9 protein-coding genes and 1 pseudogene are annotated in these 13744 nt (G+C 73.2%); 7 read left to right on the top strand and 3 right to left on the bottom strand.

Translation table 11 applies throughout. The features are described 5' to 3' along the window. The first annotated feature begins 131 nt into the window (after positions 1-131). On the top strand, positions 132-1382 hold the full coding sequence (locus tag ACFQTY_RS12515) for a hypothetical protein (RefSeq protein ID WP_378100883.1): 1251 nt from the start codon (positions 132-134) through the stop codon (positions 1380-1382). On the opposite strand, the gene ACFQTY_RS12510 is transcribed toward ACFQTY_RS12515, so the two are convergent. Next, positions 1372-2535 carry a DegT/DnrJ/EryC1/StrS family aminotransferase gene (locus tag ACFQTY_RS12510; RefSeq protein WP_378100881.1) on the bottom strand — a complete coding sequence of 388 codons (1164 nt, stop codon included), beginning with the start codon at positions 2533-2535 and terminating at the stop codon, positions 1372-1374. The two genes, ACFQTY_RS12515 and ACFQTY_RS12510, sit on opposite strands and share 11 nt — an antisense overlap. A 169-nt stretch (positions 2536-2704) precedes the next feature. Here ACFQTY_RS12510 and ACFQTY_RS12505 point away from each other — a divergent pair, with 169 nt between their 5' ends. Next, a complete protein-coding gene (locus ACFQTY_RS12505) occupies positions 2705-3745 on the top strand; it encodes a lipid II:glycine glycyltransferase FemX (protein WP_378100879.1) in 1041 nt (346 codons plus the stop codon). A 69-nt stretch (positions 3746-3814) separates the two neighbouring features. Here ACFQTY_RS12505 and gndA read toward each other — a convergent pair whose 3' ends face one another. Then, on the bottom strand, positions 3815-5275 hold the full coding sequence (gndA, locus tag ACFQTY_RS12500; protein WP_378100877.1) for an NADP-dependent phosphogluconate dehydrogenase: 1461 nt from the start codon (positions 5273-5275) through the stop codon (positions 3815-3817). A 111-nt stretch (positions 5276-5386) separates the two neighbouring features. Here gndA and ACFQTY_RS12495 point away from each other — a divergent pair, with 111 nt between their 5' ends. The 5 genes and pseudogenes from ACFQTY_RS12495 to ACFQTY_RS12475 all read left to right on the top strand — a co-directional run bounded on the left by ACFQTY_RS12495 (position 5387) and on the right by ACFQTY_RS12475 (position 11292). Beyond that, positions 5387-5965, top strand: coding sequence for a DUF3000 domain-containing protein (locus ACFQTY_RS12495; RefSeq protein WP_291762909.1), 579 nt, complete (start codon positions 5387-5389; stop codon positions 5963-5965). Positions 5966-6307: 342 nt separating this feature from the next. Next, positions 6308-6496: pseudogene (locus ACFQTY_RS12490) on the top strand (response regulator transcription factor); the annotation flags it as partial. Positions 6497-6593: 97 nt separating this feature from the next. Then, positions 6594-7868 (top strand): HRDC domain-containing protein, encoded by a 1275-nt coding sequence (locus ACFQTY_RS12485; protein WP_378100875.1) that lies wholly within the window; start codon positions 6594-6596, stop codon positions 7866-7868. A gap of 92 nt (positions 7869-7960) precedes the next feature. Then, positions 7961-9178, top strand: coding sequence for a thiolase family protein (locus ACFQTY_RS12480; protein WP_378100872.1), 1218 nt, complete (start codon positions 7961-7963; stop codon positions 9176-9178). Further along, positions 9175-11292: a 3-hydroxyacyl-CoA dehydrogenase NAD-binding domain-containing protein gene (locus ACFQTY_RS12475; protein WP_378100870.1), complete on the top strand. Its 2118-nt coding sequence runs from the start codon at positions 9175-9177 to the stop codon at positions 11290-11292. Before ACFQTY_RS12480 ends, ACFQTY_RS12475 begins: the two co-directional genes overlap by 4 nt. Before the next feature lie 124 nt (positions 11293-11416). Here the strand turns inward: ACFQTY_RS12475 and pflB are convergent, their stop codons facing one another. After that, positions 11417-13684 (bottom strand): formate C-acetyltransferase, encoded by a 2268-nt coding sequence (gene pflB, locus ACFQTY_RS12470; protein WP_378100868.1) that lies wholly within the window; start codon positions 13682-13684, stop codon positions 11417-11419. Positions 13685-13744: the final 60 nt, after the last annotated feature.

Genomic DNA, 13744 nt, shown 5'->3' with positions numbered 1-13744 from the left:
GTCGACCGGTCGAGCCGCCCACGTGCGGCCGCGCCGCTCCCGGGACGCCCCGGGCCCCGGGAGGCCGCCCGTAGGATGACCGCGCACCGGACCGCCGCGGCCGGGCGTGCAGGAACGGAGAACCCGCCGGGATGACGGACGCAGCCGGGACGACGTACGGGAACGCCGACTTCCTCCCCATCATCCTGGGGACCAGCGTCAACGCCTACAACCAGGCCCGGTCGCTGCACGAGGCGTTCGGCATCCGCTCGTTGGCCCTCGGCCGTGCGGCGCTCCGCGAGACGGCGCACTCGTCGATCATCGACGTGCGGGCGTACCGCGACTTCAGCTCGCCGGAGTTCGTCGTCGCGACGCTGAAGAAGCTGGCCGCCGAGTTCCCCGGCCGCAAGCGGCTGCTGCTGGCGAACATCGAGTTCTACACGAACATCCTCATCGAGCACCGGGCCGAGCTCGAGGACGACTTCATCGTGCCGCTGGTGCACAAGCCGCTCGCGGACCGGCTGATGGACAAGACGGACTTCTACCGCACGTGCGCCGAGCTGGGCGTGCCGCACCCGGAGACCGTGGTCGTGCGTCAGGACCAGGCCGGCGACACCGCGCTCGGTGCGGACCTGCCCTTCCCGTACCCGGTGATCCTCAAGCCGTCCGACACCGACACCTACCCGCGCCTGCGGTTCGAGGGCAAGCAGAAGGTGTACCTGGTGCAGCACGCGGCCGAGCTGCGGGTGCTGGTGGACCGGATCTTCTCCGCCGGTTACGTCGGTGACCTGCTGGTCCAGGAGTACATCGCGGGCGACGAGTCCGTGATGCGGGTGGCCAACACGTACTCCGACCGGCACGGGGTGATGCGCTTCGCGTCCCTGGGCCAGGTGGTGCTGACCGAGTACGACCCGACGATGGTCGGCAACAACAACGCGATCGTCAGCATGGCGGACGCGGAGCTGACCGAGTCGCTGCGCCGGCTGCTCGACAGCGTCGGGTACGTCGGCTCGGCCAACTTCGACCTGATGCACGACCGCCGGACCGGTACCAGCAAGGTGCTGGAGATCAACCTGCGGCAGGGCGCCACCAGCTACTACACGATGGCTGCGGGCGGGAACCTCACCCGCTGCTTCGTCGACGACCTGGTGTACGAGCAGGACCTCCCCGAGGTGATCACCACGGACGAGCGGCTGTGGATCAACGTCCCGTACCCGGTGGTGCTCGCCTACACCCCGGCGTCCCTGCGCGGACAGGTCCGCGCGGCCGCCCGCCGGGGCGTGACCCACACGCTGCGGTACGCGCCGGACCGGAGCGTGGCCCGGCAGGTCGACCTGCTGCGGATCGACCTGCGCCACACGCTGGACAACGTCCGCTACGCGCGCAACCGCCTCAACCGATAGCCGCGAGCACCACGCCGGCGATGCGCCGGGCGTCCGGGACGTCGACCCCGGTCGGCAGGTTCACGACGCGCGCGATCAGGTCCTCCGTCGTGGCGAGCGAGCCGTCACCCGGCGCATAGCCGTAGACGGCGGGGTCCTCCACACCGGGGAACAGCGCGGGCCGGTACCAGCGGCCGGCGTAGAAGCCCGCATCGGAGACGGCGTTGAAGAGGCGCTCGGCGGCAGCCGCGTCGGAGGCGAAGAACGGGAACCGCACCAGGGGGCGGCCGTCACCGATGCCTGCAGGGACCTGCACGACGCCGGCCAGTGCGCGGACGTACTCGCGCACCGCCGCGGCGCGGCGCGCCTCCACGTCCTCCAGCGACGGCAGCACGGCGCGCATCTGCGCCGCGACCCACGGCGACGGTCCGCTCGCCCGTGCCGACAGGCCGCCACGGCGCTCGACCGGTGCGACCGGCGGGTCGAACGCTCCCGCGGCCGTCAGCGCGTCGCGGAACGGACCGGAGACACCCTTCGGGAGGCGGTTCAGCACCCGGAGCTCGTTGACGTACAGGCGGGCGGCGAGGTCCTGCCGGCGCCCGGGCACCGGCAGCGCGACGAGGTCGCGGACCAGCCGCTCCCGCAACGCGCCGTCCCCCAGGCGGGGGTCGACCCAGACGGCACCCCCGAAGCGCGTCGGCAGCATCTTCTCCGCGCCGAAGGAGTGGATCGACACGTCCGCCACCGGTTCGCCCTGCTCGTCCCGGGCCAGGGTCCCGACGCAGTGGGCGCTGTCCTCGACCAGCAGCGCGCCCGCGTCGTGCGCCTGCCCGCGCAGCCGGACCGCCGCGGCGTCGTCCACGATGCCGAAGGTGTTCTGCAGCACGACGGCACGCGTCGCGGCGCCGAGCAGCACCCGCGCCGGGTCGATCGCGATGGAGTCGGGCGAGACCTCGGCGTACACCGGACGCAGCCCGGCGACCAGCACCGGGTCGACCGCGGTGCAGCAGGTGAACACCTGCGTGACCACGTCACCGGCGCCGCGCAGGTCCGCCAGGGCGCGGAAGACGACCTCCATGCCGTACCGCGCCTTGTGCACCAGGAACCAGTCGGCCGGGTCCGTACCGGTGCGTGCGGCGAGCATCGCCACCACGGCGTCGTTGGTCGCTGACATGGCGCTCCGATGGCTCGGGGGGTGTGGCACCGCAGGGCCGGGTGGCGCGGGTGCGTGCCCAGCGGGGCGACGCTCAGCCTATCGACCGCCGTGTCGCCGGCCGGTGCGGCCGGCGTCGCTCGAGAGGCCTCCGAGAGCCGCGTCGAGCCCCGTCGATAGGATGCCCGTCGTGCCCACCACCCCTTCGCCGCTCGTCGTCACGCCCGTCCACGACCGGGCGGCGTGGGACGCGCTGGTCCGTGAGCTCGGTGGTCACCCGCTGCAGCTGTGGGGCTGGGGCGAGGTCAAGGCCACGGGTCCGTGGCGTGCGCACCGGCTCCACGTCACCGCGGCCGACCGCACCGTGGGCGTCGCCCAGGTGCTCGTGCGTCGGCTGCCCTTCCCCTTCCGGGCGCTCTCCTACGTGCCCCGCGGGCCGGCCGTCGCGCCCACCGACCCCACCGCGGCCGTCGGCTACGGCGTCGGCGACGAGGCGATGCGGTCCGCCGTGGCGCAGGCCGTCGTCTCGTGGTGCCGCGCCAACGTCGGCGGGGTGGGCGTGTCCTTCGAGCCGGACTGGCCCGAGGGCACCTCGCTGCCCGTGACCGGCGCCGTCCGCGGCGACCAGCCGATCCTGCTGCCGAGCACGATCGTCCTCGACCTGACCCGGAGCGCGGACGAGCTCATGGCGGCGATGAGCCGCACCACCCGTGCGGACGTGCGCAGCGGCGGCCGGGAGGTGGAGATCCGCCGGGTGACCGACGAGGCGGAGGTCCGCGCGGTGCTCGAGGTGTACCGCGAGACCGCGCAGCACGCCGGCTTCGCGCTGCACGGCCCGGAGTACTACCTGTCCATCCACCGCGAGCTCGGTGACGCCTCGGTGGTGGTCGCGGCGTTCCACGAGGGCAGGCCCTGCTCGTTCGTCTGGGACGTGATGTCCGGTGCCACCGCGTTCGAGCTCTACGGCGGTGTGAACGACGCCGGCCGCAAGGCGCGCGCGAACGCCCCGGTCAAGTGGTTCGCGGTCCGGCTGGCACAGGACGCCGGTCTGCTGCGCTACGACGTGAACGGCCTGCTGAACGACGGCGTCTCGACCTTCAAGCGCTCGTTCGCCAAGCACGAGGACCAGCTCGTCGGCACCGTGGACGTGCCGTTCTCACCCCTGTACCGGCTGTGGGTGCAGGCGGTCCCGCTGGCGAAGCGCGTGCTCCGGACGCTGCGGCGGCACTGACCTCGCCGGACGGCCACGGGGCCGGCCGCGCCACCCACGGGCGATGCGGCCGGCCCTGTGCCGCGCTCGTCAGGCGGGCTGCTCCGAGCGGTCCTCCGACCAGCCGGTGTGGAAGTAGCCGTCCTTGTCGACCCGCTGGTAGGTGTGCGCACCGAAGAAGTCCCGCTGCGCCTGGATCAGCGCCGCCGGCAGGCGCTCGGCGCGCACCCCGTCGTAGTACGCCAGCGACGACGCGAACGCCGGCGTCGAGACGCCGTGCAGCGCCGCGGCCGCCACGACGCGCCGCCAGGCGGCGAGCCCGTCACCGATCACGCCGGCGAAGTACGGGTCGGCGATCAGCAGCGGCAGGTCGGCGTCCCGCTCGTAGGCCTCGGTGATGCGTCCGAGGAAGCGGGCGCGGATGATGCAGCCGCCACGCCAGATGCGGGCCATCGCACCGCGGTCGACGTCCCAGCCGTACAGCGCCGAGGCGGCGGCGATCTGGTCGAACCCCTGCGAGTAGGCGACGACCTTGGAGGCGTAGAGCGCGGCGCGCACGTCGTCGATGAACGCCTCGGCGTCGTCGACGGCCCACGGCTCGACGGCGGCCGGCAGCACCCCGCGGGCCGCGTCGCGCTGCGCCACCCCGCCGGAGAGGGCCCGCGCGAAGGTCGCCTCGGCGATCCCGGTGATCGGCACCCCGAGGTCGAGGGCGTTCTGCACCGTCCAGCGGCCGGTGCCCTTCTGCTCCGCCCGGTCGGCCACGACGTCGACGAACGCCGCGCCCGTCTCGGCGTCCACGTGGTGCAGCACGTCCGCGGTGATCTCGATCAGGTACGACTCGAGGTCCCCGGTGTTCCAGGTGGCGAAGACGTCGCCGATCGCCGCCGCCGATGCGCCGAGCCCCTGCCGCAGCAGGTCGTACGCCTCCGCGATCAGCTGCATGTCGGCGTACTCGATGCCGTTGTGCACCATCTTGACGAAGTGGCCGGCGCCGCCCGGGCCGACGTGGGTGCAGCACGGCTCGCCGTCCACGTGCGCCGAGATCGCCTCGAGCATCGGGCCGAGGGTGGCGTAGGCCTCCGCGGTGCCGCCGGGCATGATCGACGGCCCGTTCAGCGCCCCCTCCTCGCCCCCCGAGACGCCGGTGCCGACGAAGTGCAGCCCCTTCTCGCGCAGCGCCGCCTCGCGCCGCACCGTGTCGGGGAAGTGCGCGTTGCCGGCGTCCACCACGATGTCGCCCGGCTCGAGCAGCGGCACCAGCTCGTCGATCACCGCATCGGTCGGCGCACCCGCCTTGACCATGACGATCACGGTGCGCGGCCGGACCAGGTTGCCGACGAACTCCTCCATCGACGACGACGGCACGAAGGTCCCCTCGTCCCCGTGCTCGGCGACAAGCGAGTCGGTGCGCGCCTGCGACCGGTTGTGCAGCGCCACGGTGTAGCCGTGCCGGGCGAGGTTCCGCGCGAGGTTCCGGCCCATCACGGCCAGACCCGTCACACCGATCTGCGCGGTGGGGGTCGCTGTCGAGGTGCTGCTGACGGACATACGAGCGCTCCTTGAGGTCGCGATGGGCCTCGGTCAGCCTAGTGCGGGCCCCTGAGCAGCCCCGCGGCGTGCCGGGGGCTGGACGGGACCTCAGGTGCGTACGCTGCCGACGTGGCTGCCCCGGACGACGTGCCCGCGGTGTTCGTCCGCGCGCTGCGCTCGCTGCGGGGGGTTCCCGTCCGCCCCGAGGTGGTGCTCGACGAGGTGCCCGGCCCCGCCCGGATCGCCCCGTACACCGCCGCGCTGACGGCGGAGGTGCGCTCGGCCCGCCGGTCCGTCGCGGCCGACGAGCTCGCCTCGGGCCGGTTCGTCGTGCTGCACGACCCCGAGGGCCAGGAGGCCTGGGAGGGCCAGTTCCGGCTGGTCACGCTGGTCCGCGCCGGGCTGGACCACGAGCTCGGCGCCGACCCCCTGCTCGCGGAGGTGGCGTGGTCCTGGTTCCTCGACTCCCTCGCGGACGCAGGCGTCCCGCCCCATGCCGCCGGTGGCACCGTCACGCGCGTGCTGTCGCAGAGCTTCGGCTCGCTCGGCCCTCGTGAGGAGAGCAGCGACCTGGAGATCCGTGCCTCCTGGACGGCGACGGACGAGGACCTGCGCCCGCACCTCCTGGCGTGGACCCGGTTGCTCTGCACGGCCGCCGGCCTCGAACCGCTGCCCGACGGCGTGGTGTCGTTGAGCCCGCGCCGGTGACGTAGACGCGCTCGGGCTCAAGCCGTCACGGCCGGGTGCCGATGCCCCGGTGTGAGCATCCAGCCGCTGCGCCGAGACCCGCGGCTGCCGGCCGTGCCCCGGCCCGGGGTCATCCCGGCACCCAAGCGCGCCTCGTCCTGCGTCGTGGTGGACGAGCTGGGCGGGGCCGCTGCAGGCGCCCTCGAGGCGCTGCGCGGGCGCGACCTCGGGACGGTCGTCGTCCTCGCGCGACGGGCTGAGCCAGCGGAGGTCAGCTCGCTGCTCAGCCAGGGAGCCCGCGGTGCCGTCGTGGCGACGGGGCGCCCGCAGGAGAGCCGGACGGCACCAGCGGCCGCGCCCGACCTGTCCGTGCGCGAGATCGGCGTGCTGCGGCACGTGGCGCAGGGTTGTTCCAACCGGGAGGTCGGCGACCTGCTCGGGCTGTCCGCGCTGACCGTGAAGAGCCACCTGGCCCGGATCTCCCGCAAGCTGGGCACCGGGGACCGCGCGCAGCTCGTCGCGATCGCCCTGCGCGGCGGGCTCCTCGACTGACCGCAGGTCGCTCAGGCGTGCTCAGTTGGGCATCGCACCGGAGCGGCACGCGGGTCCGGTGCGCGGAGCCGGGGCCGGACTCGCCTACGGTGGCCTCGTGACGGACGAGCGCGACGAGCTGGACGTCGTCGGCGGTCCCGCTGCCGACGACGAGGGCCCTGCCGCCGTCGAGGTCGTCCCCCTCACCGAGCCCGCCGACGGCATACCCCCCGTGGTGGACACCGCCGAGGCGCTGGCCGAGGTCGTCGAGGCCTTCGGCAACGGCACGGGCCCGGTGGCCGTCGATGCCGAGCGCGCGTCGGGCTACCGCTACGGGCAGCGCACCTACCTCGTCCAGCTCCGACGGGAAGGCGCCGGCACGGCCCTGATCGACCCCGTCGCGCTGCCGGACCTCTCGGCGTTGTCCGAGGCGCTCGTCGGCGTCGAGTGGGTGCTGCACGCGGCGTCCCAGGACCTCCCCGGGCTCGCCGAGCAGGGCCTGCGCGCCTCGCGGGTGTTCGACACCGAGCTGGCGGCGCGGCTGCTCGGCATGGAGCGGGTCGGTCTCGCCGCGGTGGTCGCAGAGACGCTCGGCCTGGGCCTCGCGAAGGAGCACTCGGCGGTGGACTGGTCCACCCGACCGCTCCCGCTGGAGTGGCTCCGCTACGCCGCCCTCGACGTCGAGCTGCTGGTGCCGGTGCGGGAGATCCTCGCCGAGCGGCTGGCTGCGGCCGGCAAGGCGGAGTGGGCCGCGCAGGAGTTCGAGGCGGAGCGCACGGCCGCGCCACCGGCACCTCGCGTGGAGCCCTGGCGCCGCGTGTCCGGCCTGCACGCCGTGCGTGACGCACGCCGGCTCGCCGTGGTGCGTGAGCTGTGGGAGACCCGGGACGCGAACGCCCGGCAGCGGGACATCTCGCCGGGACGGGTGCTGCCCGACCACGCGATCGTCGCGGCCGCCCAGGCGCTGCCGCGGACCGTCCCCCAGCTCGTCGCGCTCCCGCAGTTCGCCGGTAAGGGGACCCGGCGCCGCGCGGCCCTCTGGCAGTCGGCGATCGACCGAGCGCTCGCGCTGCCCGAGCGCGAGCTGCCGAGCGTGCGCGGGCCACGGTCGGACGCACCGCCACCCCCACGTGCCTGGGCCGACCGCGACCCCGACGCCGCCGCGAGGCTGGCGGCCGCGCGCGCGGTGGTCGCCACGACCTCGCAGGCCTGGAACGTGCCGGCGGAGAACCTGCTGCAGCCGGACCTGCTGCGGCGGCTGTGCTGGTCACCGCCCGTGCCGGCGGATCTGGAGGCGGTGCGGGCTGCGCTGGTCGCGGGTGGTGCACGCCCGTGGCAGGTGGACCTGATGGCCCCCCTGCTGACGCCGACGATCGGTGTCACGGCCAGCTGACGGACGCGGTGTTACTCTTCGGTAGCCTTCTGCATCTGGGACGTAGGTCCTAGCCACAGAGGCATCCGGACACTGCCGTCCCAGGAGGCCCGATGCCGACCTCGCCCGCCCGCACCGTTCGTTCGGTCGCCTTCGTCGACGGTGTGCGCACACCGTTCGGCCGCGCCCGGCCGGACGGCCTCTACGCCGGCACCCGTGCCGACGACCTCGCCGTCCGCACCGTGCGGGAGCTGGTGCGCCGGCACCCGCAGCTCCCGCTGGACCGGATCGACGACGTGGCGATCGCTGCCGCGACGCAGAGCGGTGACCAGGGGCTCACCCTCGGCCGGACCGTCAGCCTGCTGGCCGGCCTGCCCCGCACGGTCCCCGGGTTCGCCGTGGACCGGATGTGCGCCGGTGCCATGACCGCGGTGACGGCGACCGCCTCGGCCATCGCGGTCGGCGCGCAGGACGTCGCGCTGGCCGGCGGCGTGGAGCACATGGGCCACCACCCCATGGGGTCCGGGGCCGAGCCGAACCCCCGCTTCGTCGTCGAGCGTCTGGTCGACGGCGAGGCGCTCAGCATGGGAGCGACGGCCGAGAACCTGCACGACCGGTTCCCCGCACTGACCCGCGCACGCGCCGACGCCTACGGCGTGGCGAGCCAGGCGCGGTACGCCGCTGCACTCGCCGCCGGGCAGATCGAGCCGGACCTGGTCCCGGTGGCCGTCTACGACCGCGAGCGCGGCTGGGGGCTGGCCACGGCGGACGAGCCACCTCGCCCAGGCACCACGCTGGAGGGCGTCGCCGACCTGCCCACCCCGTTCCGCCCCGGCGGCCGCGTCACCGCCGCGACGTCCGCACCTCTGACCGACGGCGCCGCCTCGTGCCTGCTGGTCGCCGAGGACGTCGCCACCGAGCTCGGTCTGCCCGTGCGGATGCGGATGGTCGGCTTCGGCTACGCGGGGGTGGACCCGGAGGTGATGGGTCTCGGTCCGGTGCCAGCCACGGAGCGTGCTCTGCAGCGCGCCGGTCTGACCATCGAGGACATCGGCCTGTTCGAGCTCAACGAGGCGTTCGCGGTGCAGGTCCTGTCGTTCCTCGACGCGTTCGGCATCGCCGACGACGACCCGCGGGTCAACCCCTACGGCGGTGCGATCGCCGTCGGCCACCCGCTGGCGTCCTCCGGCGTGCGGCTGATGATCCAGCTCGCCCGCCAGTTCGCCGAGCGGCCCGACGTCCGGTACGGCCTCACGGCGATGTGCGTCGGCCTCGGCCAGGGCGGCGCCGTGATCTGGGAGAACCCGAGCTACACCGGGAGCGCACGATGAGCACCGCACCTCGCCCCGAACGGGTCGCGCACGCTCGCGTGCGGGACGTGACCCTCCCCCGCCGCCTGGGCACGCTCGCCCTGGTCACGGTCGACAACGGGCTGGACCACTCCAAGCCGACCACGCTCGGTCCCGCCGGGGTCGCGGAGCTCACCGAGGCGCTCCGGACGCTGCAGGTCCGCGTGCGGCGCGGCGAGCTCACCGCCGTCGCGGTGACCGGCAAGCCGTGGGTCTTCGCCGCCGGCGCCGACCTCACGCAGGTGACGGCCGTCCGGACCCGGGAGCAGGCGCTGGCCCTGGGTCGCAACGGCCACGCGGCGTACGAGCTGCTGCACTCGATGGGCGTGCCGACCTTCGCCTTCGTCAACGGCGTCGCGCTGGGCGGCGGCCTCGAGCTGGCCCTGAGCTGCGCGTACCGCACGGTGTCGTCGGACGTGCGGGCGCTCGGGCTGCCGGAGACCGGGCTCGGGCTGGTGCCGGGCTGGGGCGGCGCGTACCTGGTGCCGCGCCTCGTCGGCATCGAGCGGGCGCTCGAGGTGGTGCTGACCCGCCCGGCGGCGAACAAGCCCTACGGCGCCGCGGAGGCGGCCCGCATCGGCCTGGTGGACGTCGTGCTGGATGCCGCCGACTTCCTCGAGCAGTCGGTGCGGTGGGCGGCCGACGTGCTCGACGGCACGGTCCGCGTCGAACGCCGCCCGCTGGACGACGAGGCCACGTGGACCCACGCCGTCGCACGTGCCCGCGAGGTGCTCGACGCGACGGTCGCCGGCTCCCGTCCGGCGCCGTACCGCGCCCTCGGGCTGCTCTCAGCAGCACGCGAGGCGGACCGCGCGGCGGCGTTCGCCGCGGAGGACGACGCCCTCGCCGACCTGGTGATGACCGACGAGATGCGTGCCAGCGTCTACGCGTTCGGTCTGGTCAGCGGAGCGAAGCGTCCGCAGCACGCGCCGGACGCGGCGCTGGCCCGGCCGGTCACCCGGGTCGGCGTGGTGGGCGCCGGACTGATGGCCGCCCAGATCGCCACGCTGTTCGCCCGCCGCCTGAAGGTGCCGGTGGTGATGCGGGACCTGGACGAGGAGCGGGTGGCCCACGGGCTGGCTGCGGTCCGCTCTTCCGTGGAGCGCATGGTCGGCTCCGGACGCCTGTCCGCCGACGCCGGTGCCCGGGTGGTCGGTTCCGTCACCGGCAGCACGGAGCTGTCCGCGCTCGCCGGGTGCGACCTGGTCATAGAGGCCGTCACGGAGCTGCTGCCGGTCAAGCAGCGGGTGTTCGCCGAGCTCGAGCAGGTGGTCGGCCCGGACACCGTCCTGGCGACCAACACCTCGGCGCTCTCGGTCACGGCGATGGCGTCCGGGCTCGCCCATCCCGAACGCGTCGTCGGCCTGCACTTCTTCAACCCCGTCGCCGCGATGCCCCTCGTCGAGGTGGTACGGGCCCAGGAGACCGACGACGCGGCGGTCGCCACCGGCCTCGACGTGGCCGCCCGCCTGGGCAAGACGGCCGTCCCGGTGCTGGACCGTCCGGGGTTCGTGGTGAACCGCCTGCTGGTCCTGCTGCTCGGCGTGGTGGTCGGCGCCATCGAGGACGGCACACCGGTCCAGGTCGCCGACCACGCGCTCGACCGGTTGGGCCTGCCGATGCCGCCGTTCGAGCTGTTCGACCTCGTCGGCCCGGCCGTCGGTCTGCACGTCCTGACGTCCCTGCGTGCCGACCTCGGCGAGCGCTTCCCACGCTCCCCCGGCCTGGAGCGGCTGGTCGCGGACGGCACGGCCGTGGTGCTGCCGCGCCCGGCACCGGGCCTGCCGCGCCGCGTCGACCCGGCGATCCAGGCGGTCTTCGACGCCGCACGCGAGCATCCCCGCCGGGACACGCCGCTGGACGGTCCCGGCCTGCTCGACGCGGTGCTGACGGCGCTCACCGTCGAGGTCGGCCACCTGCTCGACGAGCACGTCGTGCCCTCGGCCGACCAGGTGGACCTGTGCATGATCCTCGGCGCGGGCTGGCCGTCGCACCTGGGAGGCCTGACACCACTGCTGGACCGCACCGGCTACAGCGAACGAGTCCTGGGACACCGGCTGCTGCCGCCGGGCACGGCCGACGTGCCGCAGGACTGACCCGGCCGCCCTTCACCGGCCCGCGCGCCCCTCGGCGCGGGACGGTGCACGCCGGGAACGACGACGGGCCCGGTGCGGCGGGAATGATCCGCCGCACCGGGCCCGTCGGTGCGTCGCTACGACCTCACGCGGTCGTGTGGAACGTCCGGGACAGCACGTCGAGCTGCTGCTCCTTGGTGAGCTTGACGAAGTTCACCGCGTAGCCGGACACCCGCACCGTGAGGTTCGGGTACTTCTCCGGGTGCTCGATCGCGTCCTCGAGGGTCTCGCGGGAGAGCACGTTGATGTTGGCGTGGTACAGGCCCTCGCCCATGCCGGCGTCGAGGATGCCGACCAGGTTGCCGACCTGCTCGTCCTTGTCCCGGCCGAGGCCGGAGGGCGTGATCGTGTTGGTCAGCGAGATGCCGTCCAGCGCGTCGTTGTAGTCGAGCTTGCCCACCGAGAGCATGGACGCGACCATCCCGTGCGTGTCCATGCCGTTCTCCGGGTTGGCGCCCGGTGCGAACGGCGTGCCCTTCTGGTGGCCCGACGGGAACGACCCGGTCGCCTTGCCGTAGACCACGTTCGACGTGATGGTCAGCACCGACTGCGTCGGCACCGCGTCGCGGTACGTCGGCAGCTTGCGGATCTTGTCCATGACGGTCTTGACCACCAGCTGGGCCAGCTCGTCGGCACGGTCGTCGTCGTTGCCGTACACCGGGAACTCACCCTCGGTGACGTAGTCCACGACCAGGCCGGTCTCGTCGCGCACCGGCGTGACCTTCGCGTACTTGATGGCCGCCAGGCTGTCCGCCACGATCGACAGGCCGGCGATGCCGCAGCCGAGGGTGCGCACGATCTCGTCGTCGTGCAGCGCCATCTCGATCGACTCGTAGGCGTACTTGTCGTGGCTGTAGTGGATGATGTTCAGCGCCTCGACGTAGGTCGCGGTGACCCAGTCGAGCATCTGGTCGTACTTGGCCCAGACCTCGTCGAAGTCCAGCGGACCGTCGCCCTGCACGGCCTCGTAGCCCGGCACGATCAGCTTGCCGGACATCTCGTCCCGCCCGCCGTTGATCGCGTAGAGCAGCGACTTGGCCGCGTTGACGCGGGCACCGAAGAACTGCATCTGCTTGCCGATGGTCATCGGGGACACGCAGCACGCGATCGCGGCGTCGTCACCCCAGTGGCAGCGGATCTGCTCGTCGGACTCGTACTGGATGGCGGAGGTCTCGATCGAGATCGCGGCGCAGAAGTCCTTGTAGCCGTCGGGCAGCGCCGGGTCCCAGAAGATCGTGATGTTGGGCTCGGGGGCCGGGCCGAGGTTGCGCAGCGTCTGCAGCAGGCGGAACGAGGTCTTGGTGACCAGCGGGCGCCCGTCCTCGCCGAAGCCGCCGTCGGACCAGGTGGCCCAGTACGGGTCGCCCGAGAAGATCTGGTCGTAGTCGATGGTCCGCAGGAAGCGCACGATGCGGAGCTTGAGGACCAGCGCGTCGATGATCTCCTGCGCGCCCTCCTCCGTCAGGGTGCCGGCGGCGAGGTCACGGTCGGCGTAGACGTCGAAGAACTGCGAGAGCCGGCCGATGCTCATGGCGGCGCCGTCCTGGCTCTTCACCGAGGCGAGGTACCCGAAGTACGTCCACTGGACCGCCTCCTGGAACGTCTGCGCCGGGCGACCCAGGTCGAACCCGTACTGCTCACCGAGCCGCTTGAGCTTCTTCAGCGCCTTGACCTGCTCGGAGTGCTCCTCGCGGTACCGGGCCCAGTTCTCGGAGAACGGCTGGTCGGCGACCGAGTCCTTGTCCTTCAGCTTCGCGGCGATCAGCGCGTCGACGCCGTACAGCGCCACGCGGCGGTAGTCGCCGATGATCCGGCCGCGGCCGTAGGCGTCCGGCAGGCCGGTGACGATGTGCGAGCTGCGCGCGGCGCGGATGCGCGGGGTGTAGATGTCGAACACCGCGTCGTTGTGCGTCTTGCGGTACTGGGTGAAGATCCGCTTGATCTCGGGGTCGGGCTCGAGGCCCGCCTCCTTGATCGCGGTCTCGACCATGCGCCAGCCGCCGTTGGGCATCATCGCCCGCTTGAGCGGCACGTCGGTCTGCAGGCCGACGACCACGTCGTCGTCCTCGCTGATGTAGCCCGCGGGGAACGCGTCGATGTCCGCCGGCGTGTGGGTGTCGACGTCGTAGACGCGCTTCGCGCGCTCCACCGAGAGGAACTTCTTCTCCAGCGTGTCCCAGATGCCCAGCGTCTTCGCGGTGGGACCTGCCAGGAACGATGCGTCGCCGGTGTACGGCGCGTAGTTGCGCTGGATGAAGTCCCGGACGTCGATCGTGTCGGTCCAGGGCCCCGGCACGAAGCCGGTCCACTCAGCGGGTGTTGCGGTCGAGACCGGTGTCGCGGTAGTCGACATTGGACGCCTTCCTCCTTGGGGGGTCGTTGACCACCCTAGGAGCGAAGTCATGGGACGACT

The organism is Cellulomonas sp. T2.31MG-18, assembly GCF_964266755.1.
GTDB lineage: Bacteria > Actinomycetota > Actinomycetes > Actinomycetales > Cellulomonadaceae > Cellulomonas.
The sequence above is the reverse complement of the archived record's forward strand: the minus strand, read 5'-3'. Positions and strand labels throughout refer to the sequence as shown.

What these genes read in the sequence shown, in the direction of transcription:
- ACFQTY_RS12480 (WP_378100872.1), top strand. Translation starts at nt 7,961, where the DNA reads ATGCCGACCTCGCCCGCCCGCACCGTTCGTTCGGTCGCCTTCGTCGAC.
- pflB (WP_378100868.1), bottom strand. Translation starts at nt 13,684, where the DNA reads ATGTCGACTACCGCGACACCGGTCTCGACCGCAACACCCGCTGAGTGG.
- ACFQTY_RS12515 (WP_378100883.1), top strand. Translation starts at nt 132, where the DNA reads ATGACGGACGCAGCCGGGACGACGTACGGGAACGCCGACTTCCTCCCC.
- ACFQTY_RS12475 (WP_378100870.1), top strand. Translation starts at nt 9,175, where the DNA reads ATGAGCACCGCACCTCGCCCCGAACGGGTCGCGCACGCTCGCGTGCGG.
- gndA (WP_378100877.1), bottom strand. Translation starts at nt 5,275, where the DNA reads ATGTCCGTCAGCAGCACCTCGACAGCGACCCCCACCGCGCAGATCGGT.
- ACFQTY_RS12510 (WP_378100881.1), bottom strand. Translation starts at nt 2,535, where the DNA reads ATGTCAGCGACCAACGACGCCGTGGTGGCGATGCTCGCCGCACGCACC.